This window comes from Alteromonas sp. V450, from assembly GCF_001885075.1.
Classification (GTDB): Bacteria; Pseudomonadota; Gammaproteobacteria; order Enterobacterales; family Alteromonadaceae; genus Alteromonas.
Genome location: NZ_MODU01000004.1, coordinates 3,585,958 through 3,603,731 on the forward strand (window position 1 = coordinate 3,585,958; position 17,774 = coordinate 3,603,731).

14 protein-coding genes are annotated in these 17,774 nt (G+C 44.2%); 12 read left to right on the forward strand and 2 right to left on the reverse strand.

Annotated elements, in window-relative coordinates; all coding sequences use genetic code 11:
- Positions 1-83 precede the first annotated feature (83 nt).
- A complete protein-coding gene (locus BK026_RS15795; protein ID WP_256253858.1) occupies positions 84-2,894 on the reverse strand; it encodes a TonB-dependent receptor in 2,811 nt (936 codons plus the stop codon).
- Between the two features lie 306 nt (positions 2,895-3,200).
- A complete protein-coding gene (gene glpK / locus BK026_RS15800) occupies positions 3,201-4,685 on the reverse strand; it encodes a glycerol kinase GlpK (RefSeq protein ID WP_071816706.1) in 1,485 nt (494 codons plus the stop codon).
- Positions 4,686-4,846: 161 nt separating this feature from the next.
- Between glpK and BK026_RS15805 the strand changes: the two genes are divergently transcribed.
- From BK026_RS15805 to BK026_RS15860, 12 genes are all read left to right on the forward strand, one after another.
- Positions 4,847-5,605 carry a DeoR/GlpR family transcriptional regulator gene (locus BK026_RS15805; protein ID WP_071816707.1) on the forward strand — a complete coding sequence of 253 codons (759 nt, stop codon included), beginning with the start codon at positions 4,847-4,849 and terminating at the stop codon, positions 5,603-5,605.
- A 433-nt stretch (positions 5,606-6,038) separates the two neighbouring features.
- A complete protein-coding gene (glpD, locus tag BK026_RS15810) occupies positions 6,039-7,574 on the forward strand; it encodes a glycerol-3-phosphate dehydrogenase (RefSeq protein ID WP_071816708.1) in 1,536 nt (511 codons plus the stop codon).
- Between the two features lie 265 nt (positions 7,575-7,839).
- Positions 7,840-8,346 (forward strand): hypothetical protein, encoded by a 507-nt coding sequence (locus BK026_RS15815; RefSeq protein ID WP_071817715.1) that lies wholly within the window; start codon positions 7,840-7,842, stop codon positions 8,344-8,346.
- 180 nt (positions 8,347-8,526) lie between these two features.
- The gene (locus tag BK026_RS15820; RefSeq protein ID WP_256253860.1) at positions 8,527-9,399 is read left to right on the forward strand and encodes an agglutinin biogenesis protein MshI; all 873 of its coding nucleotides are present in this window, start codon (positions 8,527-8,529) and stop codon (positions 9,397-9,399) included.
- The gene (locus BK026_RS15825; protein WP_071816710.1) at positions 9,396-10,004 is read left to right on the forward strand and encodes a PilN domain-containing protein; all 609 of its coding nucleotides are present in this window, start codon (positions 9,396-9,398) and stop codon (positions 10,002-10,004) included. The genes BK026_RS15820 and BK026_RS15825 overlap by 4 nt, the downstream gene beginning before the upstream one ends.
- Positions 9,997-10,644 carry a type II secretion system protein GspM gene (gspM, locus tag BK026_RS15830; RefSeq protein ID WP_071816711.1) on the forward strand — a complete coding sequence of 216 codons (648 nt, stop codon included), beginning with the start codon at positions 9,997-9,999 and terminating at the stop codon, positions 10,642-10,644. The genes BK026_RS15825 and gspM overlap by 8 nt, the downstream gene beginning before the upstream one ends.
- 9 nt (positions 10,645-10,653) lie before the next feature.
- Positions 10,654-10,974: an agglutinin biogenesis protein MshK gene (locus BK026_RS15835; RefSeq protein ID WP_143142135.1), complete on the forward strand. Its 321-nt coding sequence runs from the start codon at positions 10,654-10,656 to the stop codon at positions 10,972-10,974.
- Positions 10,958-12,706 (forward strand): pilus (MSHA type) biogenesis protein MshL, encoded by a 1,749-nt coding sequence (gene mshL, locus BK026_RS15840; protein ID WP_071816713.1) that lies wholly within the window; start codon positions 10,958-10,960, stop codon positions 12,704-12,706. Before BK026_RS15835 ends, mshL begins: the two co-directional genes overlap by 17 nt.
- 2 nt (positions 12,707-12,708) lie before the next feature.
- Entirely contained in the window at positions 12,709-13,611 is a 903-nt protein-coding gene (locus BK026_RS15845) for an ExeA family protein (RefSeq protein ID WP_071816714.1), read from the forward strand.
- A complete protein-coding gene (locus BK026_RS15850; protein WP_071816715.1) occupies positions 13,608-14,822 on the forward strand; it encodes a lipopolysaccharide assembly protein LapB in 1,215 nt (404 codons plus the stop codon). Before BK026_RS15845 ends, BK026_RS15850 begins: the two co-directional genes overlap by 4 nt.
- Positions 14,822-16,534 (forward strand): GspE/PulE family protein, encoded by a 1,713-nt coding sequence (locus BK026_RS15855; RefSeq protein ID WP_071816716.1) that lies wholly within the window; start codon positions 14,822-14,824, stop codon positions 16,532-16,534. The genes BK026_RS15850 and BK026_RS15855 overlap by 1 nt, the downstream gene beginning before the upstream one ends.
- Positions 16,534-17,766 (forward strand): type II secretion system F family protein, encoded by a 1,233-nt coding sequence (locus tag BK026_RS15860; RefSeq protein ID WP_071816717.1) that lies wholly within the window; start codon positions 16,534-16,536, stop codon positions 17,764-17,766. The genes BK026_RS15855 and BK026_RS15860 overlap by 1 nt, the downstream gene beginning before the upstream one ends.
- The last annotated feature ends 8 nt before the right edge of the window (positions 17,767-17,774 follow it).

A 17,774-nucleotide genomic window follows, 5' to 3' on the forward strand; every position in this document is an offset into this window, starting at 1 on the left:
ATTTATCCATAAACGTACTCGTTTTGCCAATAGGTTTATGGATAAATGGCAGGGTTTTACCCCTGCCAAAACACACACAAATCTTAGAAAGAGCCTCGGATACCTACAGAGTAGCGGGCACCGTTGTCTTCAATTGAGTAAATTTGGTCTGGGAAGCGGCCTACTTGCGTAAGTTCTTCTTCAGTCACGTTAATACCTTCAACGAATACTGTTAGGTACTCGTTGATGTCGTAACTAGCACTTACATCCCACTGACCGTAAGTTTCAGTAGTAATTGGCTCGCCTGTCGCGCCGCCAACTTCAGTGTTATCTAGTGCAAATAGGAACGACTCACGGTTGTTAAACGCTACACGTGCCTGGAACGCATCGCGCTCGTAGAACACGATAAGGTTTTGTGAATCACCCAGACCTGCTAGCGCAAACGTCTGCGTTGTATCGCCAGATACTTCTGCATCACTGTTAACTACAGTTGCGTTAGCGGTTACACCAAAGCCGTTGTCCCATACGTGGGTAATCGCTACTTCGTAGCCATTAACTGTTGCTGTTTCGCCGTTTTGAGGGCGAGTAACGGTATACACTTCGCTCGCACCATTAAGCTCTTCAGTGTCAGCCACTACGTCGCGGTCCGGATTTTGTGGGTCAAGCGATACACCAGGTGCACAGTCTGCTGCTGCGCATCGGAAGTCACCTGCAAGACGGTCTGTCATCGCGTAAGTTTCGTTGCCTGAAAGTGTAACAATGAAGTCTTCTACTTCTTTGCTAAATACTGCAAACGAGAATACAGAATCATCGCTGTAATACCATTCAAACGATAGATCCCAGTTTTCAGCGCTAAATGGCTTAAGATCAGGGTTACCACCGCTTGCTTGAAGGTTCTGACGTCGAGGCTCACCAAAAGTGGTAGCTGGAGACATCTGTGACATCGTAGGGCGCGTCAAAGAATCGTAGCGCGAGAAACGCACAATCATATCTTCCTGCACTTCTAATTTAACGTTCAAGCTAGGTAGAAGGTTAGCGTACGACGATGTGCCCGTAATCTCTTCTGCTGGGGCGAATACATTGGAGAATAAGGTTAAGTCAGTAGTTGGAACAATATCTGAAACAAATGCCTGTACCGCTGACACAGCAACGCTGGTTTCCTCATAACGAGCACCAAAGTTCATGGTTAACGGCATATCACCGATGTCATAACCAAACTCGAAGTTTGCATAAATTGCAGTCACGTCTTCTTCGATGTTGTAGTAGTTAGGTTGAAGCGTTGGTACTACTGGCGCGCCTTGAGAAGCAAGGTAATCTAGGTATGCATCGCCATCGTACGTGTACCACGTGTCAATCAGGCCGCTAAAGAAGTTGTTCGCGGTGAACGGACGAATGTTCAGCTCATCGATTGGCGCTGCTGTGCCATAACCACAGAATGCACATTGTGATGCAAACTCTTGGAAGACGAACTTCTCACGCTCTGAACGCAAAATACCGAAGTCAACTTTGCGGAAAACGTCAGAATCAGCTAGGTAAGTGAAGTCAGCTTTGTATTCTGTTACTTCGTCTTCAGACGCAACAACGTTACCTAAGTCATTATAGTGAAGGCGGTTTAGCGAAATATCAGGTAATTGACCATTGCCAAAGCCATCGTGAATTACAGTAGGTGTACCACCCGTGCTGTCAAACTCGTAGTTGTTAATAATACCTACAACGTTAAAGCGACCTTCGCCAGCAACGTCGTTTTCCGCTTCAGATGTTGATACATCGAACGTTGCTGAAAGGGCGTCAGTTACTTGCCAATCAACATTTAAACCGAACCCTTTGTTGGTAACATCACGTACACCACGGGTAGACGATACGAAGTCAGATGCTGGATTACCGCTACCTTGGTGTAGGTCAATTTCCTGCGTAAATTGTACAGCCGTACCAAACTCAGAAATAGTGGCAGAACCTACGCGGTCTGGCTCAAACCAAGACGCTAGGTCGGTTACTTGTGAATCCACTTCAAATTTCGATACAAAACCGTCTAAGGTAATCGTGACATCGTCAGATGGTGCGAACTGCGCTACAAGCGACGCATTGGTACGAGTTCTATCTTGCTGGTCAACAACCTGATCCCAGTTTCGAGGAAGGTAAACGTTTGAAGCGATGACACCGTCGTTCCTGTTTGACAACGTTAGGCCTGGACGCCAGCCCGCTGTTTGGATACGGTTAATTTGAACTTGACGCTCTTGGTGAGAGACCGCAAGAAGTAAACCGAATTTGTCATCGGCGAATGTGTTACTCACCAAGAATGAAGCCTGAGGAGAGGTTTCTTCTGATAGTGTTTCATAAACACCTTTAACACTACCTACTGCTTGGAAACCATCATAGTCAAACGGACGTGCAGTTGAAACATTGATGGTTGAGCCGATGCCTCCTGACTGAAGATTTGCAACGCCACTTTTATAGATGTTAGCACCAGTAATTTGGTCAGCAGCAAGTACGTCGAAATTAAATGCACGGCCTGCATCATCTGTAGCCAGTTGGCGACCGTTCACAAGTACGGTGTTGAATTGAGGGCCAAAACCACGAACCGTAACTTTTTGGCCTTCACCGCCATTGCGGTCGATAGAAACACCAGTGATACGCTGCAGTGACTCCGCAACGTTCAAGTCCGGGAATTTACCCAGATCTTCTGCTGCGATACCATCTGAAACAGCCAGGTTTTCCTTTTTGTCAGACATTGCTCTTTTCAAGCTGCTAACAATGCCGCGGACTTCAATAACTTCAACGGGTGCATCGTTTACATTTTGAGTGTCAGCGTCTTGTGAGAATGCAACTGGTGCGTGTAGGGCAGAGGCGATAGCAACACCTAAAAGTGAGCGTTTCGCGATAGGGCCTAACTGTGATGTGTTAATTTTATGTGTCACTCTGTTTTCTCCGTGAGTAGGCTACGTTTTAACGTACTTTGCACTTAAATTACGTTTTTAGTGTGTGCGGATCAAGCTTATTAACATTACTTTTACACATTTAACGTTATATTTTCTTGCTTATTATTTGTAACTATATGAAAAGTATAACATTTATTATTTAAGGTAAAAGGTGAAACGTTTACCTTAGATCCAATACTAGCACAAAATGACAATGTAATTACAATGTTATAAAAAAATTTTTTGGTATAAAAAAAGTGCGGGTTATTACCGCACTTTTTTAACAATCAGATATTTAAGCAGTTTTTAACTGCAACGGATGCGCTCGACCGCTTCTTTCCAGCTATCGTATGCTTTGTCGCGCTCTTGTTTTGATAATCTCGGTGTGAAAACGCTATCACTCGTCCAGCATTGCGTAAGATCATCGATTGAAGAGAAAACACCTGCTTGTAATCCGGCGAGAAATGCAGCACCAAGCGCAGTAGTCTCAGTAATTTCAGGGCGTTCTACCTCAGCGCCTAAAATGTCTGACAAAAATCCCATCACCCAGTCGTTGCGAGACATACCTCCATCTACACGAATGGTAGTGGGGCGTGCTCCGTCGCTTTCCATCGCTTTTTGAAGGTCCTTAGTTTGATAGCAAACGGATTGTAGCCCCGCCGCGACTATTTCACTGATCCCGGTATCTCGGGTTAGGCCTAAAATGGCGCCGCGAGCATCTGGGTCCCAATAAGGTGCACCAAGGCCTGTAAATGCGGGTACTAAAAATACGCCGTTATCTCGCCGTGCGCGTTGCGCCAAGGCTTCTGACTCTGCGGCATCGTCAATTAGTTTGAGACCGTCGCGAAGCCACTGAACGGTCGCGCCAGCCATAAATATACTGCCTTCGAGAGCATAAGTAGTTTTTCCGTCTAGTCGATAACCGACCGTTGTAAGTAATCGGTTTTTCGATTGAAGCGGTGCGTCGCCAGTATTAAGGATCATAAAGCAACCGGTACCGTAAGTACTTTTAGCCATGCCTTTTTCGAAACAAGCTTGACCAACTAACGCAGCTTGTTGATCTCCAGCAACACCTTGTATAGGAATAGCTTTTCCGATGATGTCTTCTTTAATTACACCGAAGTCTGCGGCACAGTCCATAACTTCTGGCAGCATTGCAGCTGGGATATTGAATTTTTCAAGTAGTTTGGCGTCCCAGCACTGATTGTGTATGTCAAATAGCATGGTTCGAGATGCATTGGTTGCGTCTGTTCTATGAGAAGTGCCGCCAGTTAGGCGCCATATAAGAAAGGTATCTACCGTACCGAAAAGTAAGTCACCGTTCGCTGCTTGTTGGCGCGCACCCTCTACATTATCTAAAATCCACGCAACTTTAGTGGCGGAGAAATAGGGGTCGAGCAACAGCCCTGTGGTGTCTGTAATATAAGAGACAAACCCCTCATCTTCGCTTAACTCACGGCAAAGTTGTGCAGTGCGCCTGTCTTGCCAGACAATCGCGGGGTATACGGGCTTACCTGTGCTTTTGTTCCAAACCAATGTTGTCTCGCGTTGGTTCGTTATACCAACAGACGCAATATCAGACGGCGCTAAATTACATTTTTTAAAAACTTCCTTCAGGGTAGTGACAACACTTTCCCAAATTTCCTCTGGATCATGTTCTACCCAGCCATCCTTAGGATATTTTTGCGAAAACTCCTGTTGAGCGATGGCTTCAATACTGCCTTTCGGAGAGAAAATAATGCTGCGAGAGCTTGTTGTGCCTTGGTCAATGGCAAGAATATGTTGTCCCATAAGGTCACTCCTAAAGATAATTTTCATAGAGTTTGCATCATTTACAGATGTTTAACAACGGCATATTTTCGAAAACGAACATTTGTTTTTCGTTTTATCGTGGGAACTTCGTCTTTAAGCACGTATAATTGATTGAATTTTGTTTTTTTTGAGGATGAATGATGAACCAAACACAAAGACACGAAAAAATTGTTGGGCTAATAAAGCAGCACGGTTTTATGTCTATTGATGATTTGGTTAGTGCATGTGACGTTACGCCTCAAACAATTCGAAGAGACTTAAATCAGCTGGCAGAAAATGGTGTAGTCAGTCGCTACCACGGCGGCGCGGGTTTGAACCGAAGCTGGGAAAACACACCTTACCAAGAGCGTAAAACACAAAATAGTGAAGTAAAAGAGAAAATTGCAGAAGCCGTAGCGGCTATGATCCCCGATGGTGCTTCTTTATTTATCAACATAGGCACTACCACTGAACTTATTGCTACAAAGCTGCTTAACCATAAAAACTTGCACGTTGTTACGAACAACATTCACGTAGCTACTATTTTGTCGGCTAAAGAAGACTTCTCCGTCATTATCGCTGCCGGTGAAGTACGTTACCGCGACGGTGGTATCATTGGTGAAGCAACCTGCGATTTTATCAGTCAATTTCGCATGGACTATGGCATTATCGGAATCAGTGGTATTAGCTCAGACGGCGCGTTGCTTGATTTTGACTTTAGGGAAGTTAAAGTTTCACAAGCCATTTTAGAACATACTCAACATGTTATTCTCGCCGCTGATTACAGCAAATTCGAACGTCGAGCTATGGTCGAACAAGGTCATATTTCACAAGTTGATTGCTTAGTTTGTGATAAAACGCCACCTGCTAGCATAAGCAAAATTATTAAAGAAAATAACATTACTTTTGTGAAAGCATAGTGAGAGTCAAACTTTGCTCGAGTTCATTTTTCAAGGTTACTAAACCATATTCGGTGTGCCTCGATCAAAATCGCATTCTTTCAACAAAACTCATACAGCAAAGCTCAACACACTCTAGTTGCCAACATACACCCTGTGAGCACTCCAAAGTCTAGTGTTCGTAGTCTGGCCTTCCTTACTTTTGCGTGCTTTATATAAAAACTGAACTCAGGTATCACGAAGTTTATATAAAGCCAGAATGCATAGATAACTGAACACGCATTATGCACTGCCAAGTATCCTACTTACTACGGAATGAACAATAAACAGCATGATTGCGTAATTTTCTTTAATGTTCGTAAATGTTCGTTTTGTGTTGACATGTTTTCTTTTTGGTTGTCAAATAGTCAACAATCTAACCAGAGTAATGTGAAGCGTAGTAGGGGCAAAAGCAATGAGTCACAGCAATGAATCTGAAAAAATAGTCGACGTTTTAGTTGTAGGCGGTGGCGTTAATGGCGTTGGAGTAGCGTTAGATGCAGCAGGACGTGGACTTTCGGTAGCATTGTGCGAAAAAGGAGATCTAGCCGGTGCTACGTCGTCATCTAGCAGCAAGCTTATTCATGGTGGGCTTCGTTACCTAGAACATTATGAATTTCGTCTTGTGAAAGAAGCACTGGCTGAGCGGGAAGTTTTGCTACGCAAAGCGCCGCACATCATGTGGCCTTTACGCTTTAGATTGCCACACCAAAAACATCTTCGACCGGCATGGATGATCCGTATAGGCTTATTTCTTTACGACTCGCTCGCAAAACGGAACATGCTTCCTCGTTCAAGAAAGCTCTCTACAGGTATTGATAGCCCCCTTGTAGATAATATAACAACGTGTTTTGAGTACTCTGATGGTTGGGTAGATGACGCACGTCTTGTTGTGCTTAATGCGCTTGCTGCACAAGAGCAAGGTGCTGAAATTTACACCAGAACAGAATGCATAAGTGCCGAAAAAGAGGAGCAATACTGGAAAGTAACATTACGCACGCATAAAGGGAAAACGTTTACAATAAGAGCGAGATCTATTGTCAATGCAGCTGGGCCTTGGGCAGTTTCTTTTCTTGATCGGCTAGTAAATGTGGAGAATCCGAATGCGATGCGAATGGTAAAAGGAAGCCACTTTATTGTGCCTAAACTGTACACCTCAGACGAAGCGTACATATTGCAAAATAAAGATGGTCGCATTGTTTTCGTTATTCCTTACGAGGGCGACTTTTCGCTTGTAGGCACAACCGACGAAGATTTTAAAGGTAATCCGATTGACGCTGCAATATCGAACGAAGAGACAGAGTATCTCATTGATGTGGTGAATCGGTATTTCAAATCAAAAATCACAAAAAGTGATATTGTACATAGCTATAGTGGTGTGCGACCGCTTTTAGAAGAGAAAAACGCGTCAGCGCAGGAACTGACTAGAGACTATAAAGTTGAACTGAATGGGGCCTCCGGTGAGCCTGCGCTATTGAATATATTCGGTGGAAAAATTACGACATATAGAAAGTTGGCTGAACATGCGGTTGATAAATTAGTGGCGTGTTTTCCAAAAGCAAGAAAAGCATGGACAAGAGAAGTACCTTTGCCTGGCGGAGCTTTTGAAAGCCAAGCACAGTTAGTCGATAAACTAATAAGTGACTTTCCATGGCTGAGCGAACAGGTTTGTCAACGATATGCGAGGCAATATGGTCTACTTTGCTACAAATTCCTGAAGAATGATTCAACACTGGCTTCAATGGGGAAAGACTTTGGAGCAAACTTATATAAAGCCGAAATCGATTATCTCATTGACTATGAATGGGCAATGACGGCAGAAGATATTCTTTGGCGTCGAACAAAGCATGGCTTACGCTTGACTGAGAGCCAGCAGGCAGTGCTGGGTGATTATGTACAGCAGCGATTAGCCGATGCAGAAGGTGAGCAAAACCTTCTCGCTTCGGCCTAGCGTTACAGGGCGTAAAAGGTAGTAATACTATGCCTTTTACGCCTTAAAACTTCCCTTCGAGTTCGATTTCAAGGCGTGTAGAGCGATTTTACGGTTTGAACGCCTTCATTTAAGCTAAAACTCGCCCACCAAACATCATCAAGCGCTGAGAACGCTAAATTTTTATATCATTCCCTTCATATATTTGCATAAATGGCGATAACCTAATATTGGACATCCATAGTTTTACGCACTTTACTCGGAATTTAGATGGGTGACAGATGATATGAAAAAAACAAGTAAACCAACATCTTCAATGTCAAATGTGTTCAAGGCACTTACCGCTTTAACTTTTGCGGTTGCGCTTGTATTCGCAATGACTCGGTTACATACCGCAGAGCCCAACACGGCAACTGATGCATTTAAACGTTTAGCAACATTGTTCGAAAGGCATGTAACGTCTTCACATTGGCAATGGCGGGTAAGCAATGCCACGCCAATGATCATGTTGGTCCACTACAACGACGAAGGAACTGAAACAGCAAGAACGCCCGTTTCAATAAATAAAAACGGATGGCCAACGGGAGAAAAGTCAGACCGTGGCTGTGAGAAAATCTGGTCTTCTCTTGTCGCTGCACCGTTGAATGTTGAGGAATTTAAAATCTACGCGAGATTTTATACAGAAGAACAAAAGGGTGCCAATATTCACTGGTGCCGCTTCAGTTTGCGCAGCGGGGCGTATTTCGATTACTTCCCGAATACCGGTTCGGTATCGGAGTTAAAACTTAATTAACATTAATAAAATTTTATGCATCTATTTGTTCTATTTAAATAATTAGTCTATTTTTTCATGAGCGTCATGTATCTGTTTGACACTTTCAGGTATTGTCTTTTATAAGATTGTACTGCGATTAATTAACGAAGTAGACATATGCCATTGAGCTTATTTGCATCCCGGAGAACTACCCCGTTGTTGACTGTCGGGATATCTGTAAGCAGTTCTGAACTACACATAGTGGCGCTTGAGAAGAGCGATGGCGATACTTTGCTGAATGCGTTTTCTAGTGAACCGCGAAACGACAGAATACCGCTTGCAGAGCAGATTATTCAAAGTCTTGAACCTTTTTCTCGAACGAAAGCTCAAGTATCCATTGTTTTACCCCATGACATGTATCATATGGTGCAGGTAGATAAACCCGAACTACCTGAAGAAGATATAGCAACAGCATTGCCATGGACGCTCGGCGATCTCGTACCTTACGATTCAGGCAATATGATTGCCGACTATATAGATAACCCAGTAAAGAGCCGTGCTGGAAAATCGAAAATAGACGTTTTTGCGGCTGAAAAGGCGCCACTTTTTGCTATAACTAAACCCATAAGCCGCAGCAAACAAACAACGCTTACTCATATACATACCAAAGAGGTGATGGCGGTGACGTTTGCGCCAAAAGATGACTATGCGCGCCTGCTTATAATTCAAGAGCCGGGATGTGACCCTTTTTTAGCCATCGTTCGCTCTGGGGCCCTATGGCTAGCAAGAAGATTAAGAGGCTTGGTACAAAAGAGCTCAACATCAACTGATGTGTCTCAACTCAGTGACACCTTAGGCCTTGAAATACAAAGATCAATGGATTTTTATGAGTCACAACTAAAACAGCCGCCATTAAAAGAAATTTTATTCACGACACAATTTGACTGCGAGCCAGTGATAGAGCGGTTGAAACCTTTTCAACCAGCGGCGATGAAAGCATTTCAACCAATGCTGCCTTTTGCAGAAGTAGTGAGCTCAAATAGTTATTTTGCGCTCGCAAGTGCGATTTCCGCCATGGATGACGCTAAATGAAAACCACCGTTAACCTTTTTCATGAATCACTCAAGCCTCAGAAAGAGAAACTTCCACTATCAATGGTGCTGCTGATAAACGGGAGTGTTTTCGTGGTCATGCTGTTTGCCGTGCTGATGCTTCAATTTTTTGAAAAAAATAAAGCGTCTGAAAGCGCGCAGCAAAGAGCCAGTGTTGAATCTGTAAAAAATGATATTGCGTTGTTGAGTAAAGCATTAGATGAAAAGCGCGATATCAAACAATTACAGACAGAGCTCGAGTCAGTAAACACCAAGATAAAGAATAGAAAAGATTTAGTCGCTTATCTTGAGGAAGGAGAGCTGTCATTTGACGCGACCGAGTTTGGCATGGTCATGGACGATTTAGCTCGCTATCACGACGTAAACTTGTGGTTAACGCAGATAACCATCGACACCCAGAGCGTTAGGCTACAAGGCGAGACGCTTGAACCGGCCTCAATTCCGATGTGGCTTAAAGGGTTACAGCAATCGCCGTTTTTTAAGGGGAAAAGTTTTTCAACCGTCACATTTGAAGAAATTGATGAGCGTGAAGATGTAAAAGCATTTGTTATATCCAGCAATTTCGAGGGAAAGAGAGATGAATAGATATCAATTGCTTTCCGATAAGTTTACGGCGTTACAAAGCAGAGAAAAGCACTTAATAATGTGGGGAAGTTTTGGGCTTATTGTTTATTTGTTCTACTGGTTTGGTATTTCGCCTGCTTTAGAAAAAATAGCCGTGTCAGAGAAAACGCTTGCGAGGCTTGAAAATGAATTACAGTCAGTTGCTATACAGCAGCAAGCGTTACAGGAGGCGCTTCGCCAGGACTATTCAGCGCGAAAACAAGCAGAGCTTGATGTTGCGCGAAAAGAATTATTGGCAATCGATCAACAACTTTCACTAGTGCAAGACAGTTTTGTTGCAGCTGACAAAATGCCTGAGCTTCTTGTGACGCTTCTAGGTCAAGAAAATGATATCAAAATCGTCAATTTCTATGTCGAGCCATCTGAAACCATTTCATTCGGTGATGAGGATGAAAAAAGGGCCACTGTTTATCGACATAATATGCGGGTAATACTTCAAGGAAGTTTCTTTGACTTGCGCGCTTACCTTGCACGTTTGCAGTCATCGCCAGAAAAAGTAGGGGTAACGCGGTTTGATTATACCGTTGAAGCATATCCACAGTCGCAACTTACACTTGAATTGGCCACGGTGAGTAATAATCAAACTTTCATCGCGCTTTAGGATTAAATCATGAGGCTTATTTTTATAACAGTTTTTGTGTTACTCACATGCTTTGCTCGAACAAGCGTTGCCACAATGGACCCGACTAAGCCGGCGGTAAATGCTTACACAAGCCAAAAGTCACAGCAAGAGGAGCGTGAAGTATTAGCGTTACAATCGGTGTTTAAACGCTCAAATGGTTACAGTGCGATTATATCAGGAAAATCTTATCGCGAAGGTGAAGTTATTGGTGACTTCACGCTAGTAAAAATTAATCCCAAAGATGTTGTTCTCTCCGATGGTCGACAGCAAAAGATACTAAGAATGTATGCATATGAAATTAAAAAATAGACTAGTTACATCAGGGTTTATCGTTACACTGGCTTTTGTAAGCACGGGATGCCAAACCTATGGCGTTGGTAAAGAAGTGCAGCCCCATATTCGCGATGAGTTACAACAACAGCCGCATTCGCCAAAGCCGAAACCGGCAATGCCACCGCAGCTGGAGCAAGAGCTGCTTGCCGAAGTAGGCCGATATGCGCCGCTTGCAGACGTTGAGACAACAAAAAATTTTGATATAGCCGCCAGTGATGTTGATGTTCGCCCTTTCTTCGATGCACTCGTAGACGAGACGCCATATAGCGTTGCCGTTCATCCAGCTGTATCCGGGAAGATTAGCCTTACGCTGAAGCAAGTGGCGCTAGAGGATGTGCTGAAAATTATATCTAGAATGTACCCTTTGGATGTATTTCTTGAGGGTAGCGTTATTCAGGTTATGCCGGCCCAGTTAAAAACCGAATCAATACCCGTCAACTTTTTAATGATAAAACGCTTTGGTGTGTCTAACGTTAGCGTGATAGCGGGCGGCGTAAGCGAGCAAGACCAGAATGGCAATGCGAACAACGGTGGCTTTAACGGCAACAACAATATTGGTGGTAACGGCGTTGGTGTACAAAACGGTATAGGTGGCCAAAATGGCTTCGGCGGCAACAATATACAACAGCTAAACGGCTCGAACATACAAACCACCAGTGAAAATGATTTTTGGAAAGACTTGAAAGAAGCGCTCAAAGTACTCGTTTCGCCAGCAGAAGGTCGACATGTTGTGGTGTCACCTCAGGCAGGCTTGGTCACTATTCGTGCTCTTCCCAGTGAGATAGCGGTGGTGAAAGACTTTCTAAACCAGAGTCAAGAAAGTCTTCAGCGCCAGGTAGTGCTTGAAGCGCGTATTATTGAAGTGACGCTCAACGATAGTTACCAGCAAGGGGTTCGCTGGGACCGAATTGCGAGTGGCCTAACGGGGAGTATGAATTTTGGATTCAGCGGCGGCAGTTTGGCGTCTAATTTTGCGGCCAACACCGCAGCAGGCATCGACCCAGCAATTAACGCTGTAAATGGAATTGGCAATAGCATAGCAACCGATATTGGTGGGGTGTCCACATTGCGAATATCGCGCGGCGATTTTGATGGCGTGATAAACATGCTGCAAACGCAGGGTGACGTGCAGATGCTGAGTAACCCTAGAGTCACCGTTACCAATAACCAAAAAGCGGTAATAAAAGTCGGCCAAGACGAATATTTTGTTACCGATGTATCTACCAGTGAAGATCAAAGCACAACGAGCACAGAAAATGAAAATGACATTGAACTGACGCCGTTCTTCTCTGGTATCGCACTGGACGTTACGCCGCAAATAGATCGGAATGGCTCGGTAATTTTGCACGTACATCCCTCTGTAACAGAAACTGCCGAGCAAACTAAAGTTATACAAGTCGGCGATCAGCAAATTCAGTTACCTCTTGCCCAGAGCAACATTCGTGAGTCAGACACGGTTATAAGGGCGAGAGATGGAGAAATAGTGGTTATTGGCGGTTTAATGGAAACGGTGACCAGTGATAAGGAGTCCAAAACGCCACTGCTAGGGGATATTCCTGTAGTTGGAAATTTGTTCAAAAACGTTGCTAAAACGCAGAGCAAGCGAGAGTTGGTCATTTTACTCCGACCATCTGTTGTTCAGCCTGATTCTTGGGAGCAGCAACGAGAGCGTACACAGTCTTTGCTTGATAAATGGTATAGAAACTAACGATGTACAAGCACTTTTTTCACTTCGAAACAATGCCGTTTTCGCTAACGCCAAATACCGCGTTTTTTTGTGCGTTAGCGCCTCATAACGAAGCGTTAAAAGTGATACTGTCTGCGCTGAGCATGTCCGAAGGCTTTATCAAAATTACGGGTGAAGTTGGTACTGGTAAAACGCTGCTTTGCAGAAAGCTAATAAACCATTTGTCGGATAAATTTGTTGCCTGTTATCTACCTAATCCTTATTTGTCACCAGACGAATTAAAAGTCGCATTTGCAAATGAATTAGGCCTTAACATAAGCGGTGAAGCTGAGAATGGCAATGTACACAGCGTTATTGAAAATAAGCTATTGTCACTTAAAAAAGAGGGCAAGCAGGCGGTGCTCATAATTGATGAAGCGCAGTCGTTAAATTGGGATGCTTTAGAGATGCTTCGGTTGTTCAGTAACCTAGAGACCGAACAAAGTAAGCTGCTACAAATCGTGCTATTCGGTCAACCCGAGTTAGATAAAAACTTGGGTAACGCTCGTGTACGTCAGATTCGGCAGCGCATTACGTTTTCTTACGAACTTCGTGCTATGTCGTGTGCCGAGGTGGACTATTACATTGGTCATCGTATAGAGACAGCAGGTGGTGATAGGAGGTTAATACCCAAAGGGCTGAGAGGTTTTATTGCGCTTGTTACGCGTGGCACACCCCGATTAGTGAATGTTGTTTGCCACAAAGTTTTGTTGCGTGCGTACGGTCAAGGCAAAGAGGTCGCAAAGTGGTCCCATGCAATAAGTGCTGCCCTAGACACTGAGGACTGCAGACGTTTACTTGTGCCACGTCAACGCGTTGTAGTCATGTCTATGACATTACTAGGTGTGTTTATCGCTCTTAATTTCTACGTAGGGAATGTAGCGTGAGCATTTTAAATGATACGTTGAAATCACTTGATAAGCGTAACCAAAGTGAAGATTTCGGGCTCGCGCCGACGGTTCAAATTAAATCGAATTTTTTATCGATGAAATCGCTTTTCGTCGTCGTTTTAACGATTGTCGTGGTTCTTGTTGTGGTTGTGTTTTTGCGAACCAACCAGGTTGACAATGAAGCAAAGGTTAACGATGCGCGTAGCCAGCCAGTTCCCCCCGCGACGATAAACATTGCGTCGAAAGCGTCGTCAGAGGCTACAGATGAGGTTGAATTTGAAGGGATGATTGCAACGCCCTTATCAAGCGATGATTTGGCCAGCAGGCAGAGTGTAGAACCGGTAGTAGCGCAGGTTTTTAATGCCGTTGATAGCGCAGCAACTGTTGAAGATGACGAACAAGCCTTTAAGCAAGTAGATAAAGCGCGACCAAAAGAAGTCTCTGTAGACAGTCAGCCAAGTTCAATTTTATCGTCACAGCAAAGTCGCGAAGAAAGTGTTGTAACTCAAAAGGTTAGCCCTGACACCTTGGTAAGAGAAAAACAGGCGTTAGAGGTAAAGGGTGAAGATAGTGCTGCGATGGTGAACCAGCGCAGTAGTGCAAATATAAAACCTATGTCAGCGCTTCAGCAGAGCAACGTTCACCTTGATGCAGGAATTGAGGCATACAGATTTGGAATGATAGATGCTGCGCGGGAAAACTTTGCGCTAGCGCTTGCCACCAATAAAGACAATAGCGAAGCGAGGCGACAACTCGCTGCACTTTACTTTGGGCAGAGTAATTCTCAGCAGGCGCTCAGATTACTCGCTGAGGGCATGGCAATTGAACCAAATAATCTAGAATGGCGTGAGCTTATGGCCAAAATTTTGGTTGCCGAAGGGCGTTTGAGCGACGTTATCGCGATAATGCCCGACGAATTAAATGACCAGGCAATAGATGAATCCCGCGCCGATTACCTCATCATTAAAGGTACCAGTGCACAGGCTACTAATAGACCGAAACAAGCTGTCTCTGCATTTCTAGCAATGACGAAACTTCAACCGGAAAATGGAAAATGGTGGTTAGCACTTGGTGTGAATTACGACGCCTTGAATGATTCGGCAAGGGCTTCGTTAGCTTATACAGAAGCACTTAATAAAGGTGGCCTTTCTTCTTCATCAGCGCAATACGCAAGTGAGCGCTTAACGGCATTACAGGAGCAACGTTAATGCGTCCTCGTCTTAAAATGCGCCTAGGCGACTTACTCGTTCACGAAAATATTATCTCAAGTGAACAGCTTGACCATGCTTTAACCGACCAAAGGAGTTCGGGGAGAAAGCTAGGTGACACGCTTATTGCACTGGGTTTTATTAGCGAGCCCCAATTATTACGATTTTTAGCGCAGCAGCTAAATATTCCGTTTTTAGACATTGCACAGCGGCAAATTAATGCTGAACAAGCACAAATAATCCCTGAAACTTACGCACGGCGCTATAGAGCAATCGTACTAGAAGCCGATGAAAATGAAGTCTTGCTAGGAATGAGTGACCCTACTGACTTAGGAGGTCTCGACCAGCTTGGGCCGCTTGTAGCACCGCGCACGATTGAACTTGCAATTGTTCAAGAGAATCAAATTCTTGAGGCGTTTGATGCCGTTTATCGTCGTACTCAAGATATCGCGTCTTTCGCTGAGAAATTAGACGAGGAGTACGCTGACGAGGCTGAATTTGAATTGTCAGCGCTTGATGATACTACCTCTGATGCTACTGTTGTTAAGCTATTGCACTCTATCTTTGAGGATGCTGTGCAGGTCAGAGCCTCTGATATTCATATTGAGCCTGATGAAAAAATCTTGCGCATACGTCAACGTGTAGACGGCGTGTTGCAAGAAAATACGTTAAATCAAGTGAAAATAGCCGCTGCGCTAGTATTGCGTTTGAAGTTGATGTCTGGCTTAGATATTTCTGAAAAGCGGATCCCGCAGGATGGGCGGTTTAATATTAAGGTTAAAGGGCATACGCTTGATGTTCGTGTGTCTACTATGCCAGTTGCCAATGGCGAAGCGGTGGTAATGCGACTGCTTGATCAGTCAGCAGGTTTGCTTACTCTTGAGCAAACAGGCATGCCGGATGCCATGGCAGAAAAGTTTCGCGCAGCGATTAATCGTCCTCACGGTATGATCCTTGTAACGGGTCCTACGGGTTCAGGGAAAACCACAACGCTTTATGGTGCTTTGAGTGAGCTGAATAAGCCCGACTTGAAAATCATCACGGCAGAAGACCCTATTGAATACCGATTGCCCAGAATCAATCAGGTGCAGGTAAATTCAAAGATTGGCCTCGACTTTGCTGCTATTCTCAGAACCACACTGCGCCAAGACCCTGACATCATTATGGTGGGCGAGATGCGTGATCAAGAAACCGTAGAGATAGGGTTGCGAGGCGCGCTTACGGGTCACTTAGTTTTAAGTACTTTGCATACCAATGATTCTGTAACAAGTGCAATTCGTCTAATTGATATGGGGGCTGCGCCTTATTTGGTCGCGACTTCTCTAAGGGGAGTGCTTGCACAGCGATTAGTCAGACGGATTTGTGAAAATTGTAAGGAGCCAAAAGCGCCGAGTGCACAAGAAAATGCCTGGGTTAATTTTTTGAATCCAGCACTTAACAATGCGACCTTTTGTAAAGGACGAGGGTGCAATAGCTGCAATCACACAGGCTATAAAGGTCGAATAGGTGTGTTTGAGTTTTTAGAGATGAACGAAGATATGATGAACGCGCTTCGTGACAACGACACCCAAGGCTTTGTTGACGCTACAAAGGCGAACAAAGATTTTGTCCCGCTTTCTCATATGGCACTTGAGTATGCCGCTCAAGGTAAAACATCATTAGATGAAGTGTTCAAAGTGTCAGAGTTTGTTCCTGAGGTTGTGAATCACTGATGCCACAGTTTAAGTATGCGGGTAAATCTTCAAGCGGAACATTAAATGGCACTATTGAGGCTGCCTCTGAGAATGCTGCGGCTCAGATATTGCTGTCTCGAAACATTGTGCCGCTTAGTATCACGAAAACAAAAGCAGAGACGAGCAGCGCAAGCGCGAACAACCTCCACATAAGCAACCTGTTTGAAGAAAAAATTGGTCTAGATGAGATGATCATTTTTTCGCGCCAAATGTACTCGCTCTTAAAAGCCGGCATACCAATAATACGCGCCATAAAAGGCCTCAGCGAGAACGCTTCCCACAAACGTTTCCAAGCTGTTCTCAAAGACATTGTGGAGCAGTTGGAGCAAGGGAGAAGCCTGTCTTCGGCGATGACAAAATACGAAAGCATATTTACCCGCTTAACTATTTCGGTTGTCGTTGTGGGTGAAAATACCGGTAAGCTCGATGACGTGTTTTTACAGCTGGCCATTTATTTTGAACGAGAGCAGGAAACGCGAAAACGCCTTAAGTCAGCCTTGCGTTATCCATCATTTGTGATGATCGCATTGGTTATTGCGTTGTTTATCTTAAACCTTTTTGTCATTCCTGTGTTTTCACAAATGTTCGAGCGATTCAACTCAGAACTGCCGCTTATGACTCGCGTATTGATCGGGACGTCAAACTTTTTCGTGAACTATTGGTGGCTCTTACTTTTCTTGATTGCCGGCGGAATTTTCGCAACGAAACAATACGTTAATTCGACTAATGGACGACTTAAATGGGACAGATTTAAACTAAAGTTGCCTGTTGTGGGCAGTATTATTGAGCGATCATTGTTATCGCGATACAGCCGAAGTTTTTCAATGATTTTAAAGTCTGGCGTGCCGCTAACCGCAGGGCTGTCACTGACTGCTGATGCAATGGATAACGCACATATGCAAATGCAGATTAAAGAAATGCGTCAGGGCATTGAGAAAGGTGAAAGTTTATTAAGAGTGTCGAAAAACAGTGAGCTTTTCTCTACGCTTGTGCTACAGATGATAGCCGTGGGCGAAGAAACTGGAAGACTCGAATCGCTACTTGAGGAAAGTGCCGATTACTATGAGCGTGAAGTTGATTTCGACTTAAAAAGTTTAACGGCGAAGATTGAACCTATACTTATAGGGTTTGTTGCTGTAATGGTTTTGATCCTAGCGCTAGGCATATTTACGCCAATGTGGGACATGATGTCGGTGGTGAAAGGCGGTTAAGCGTGTTT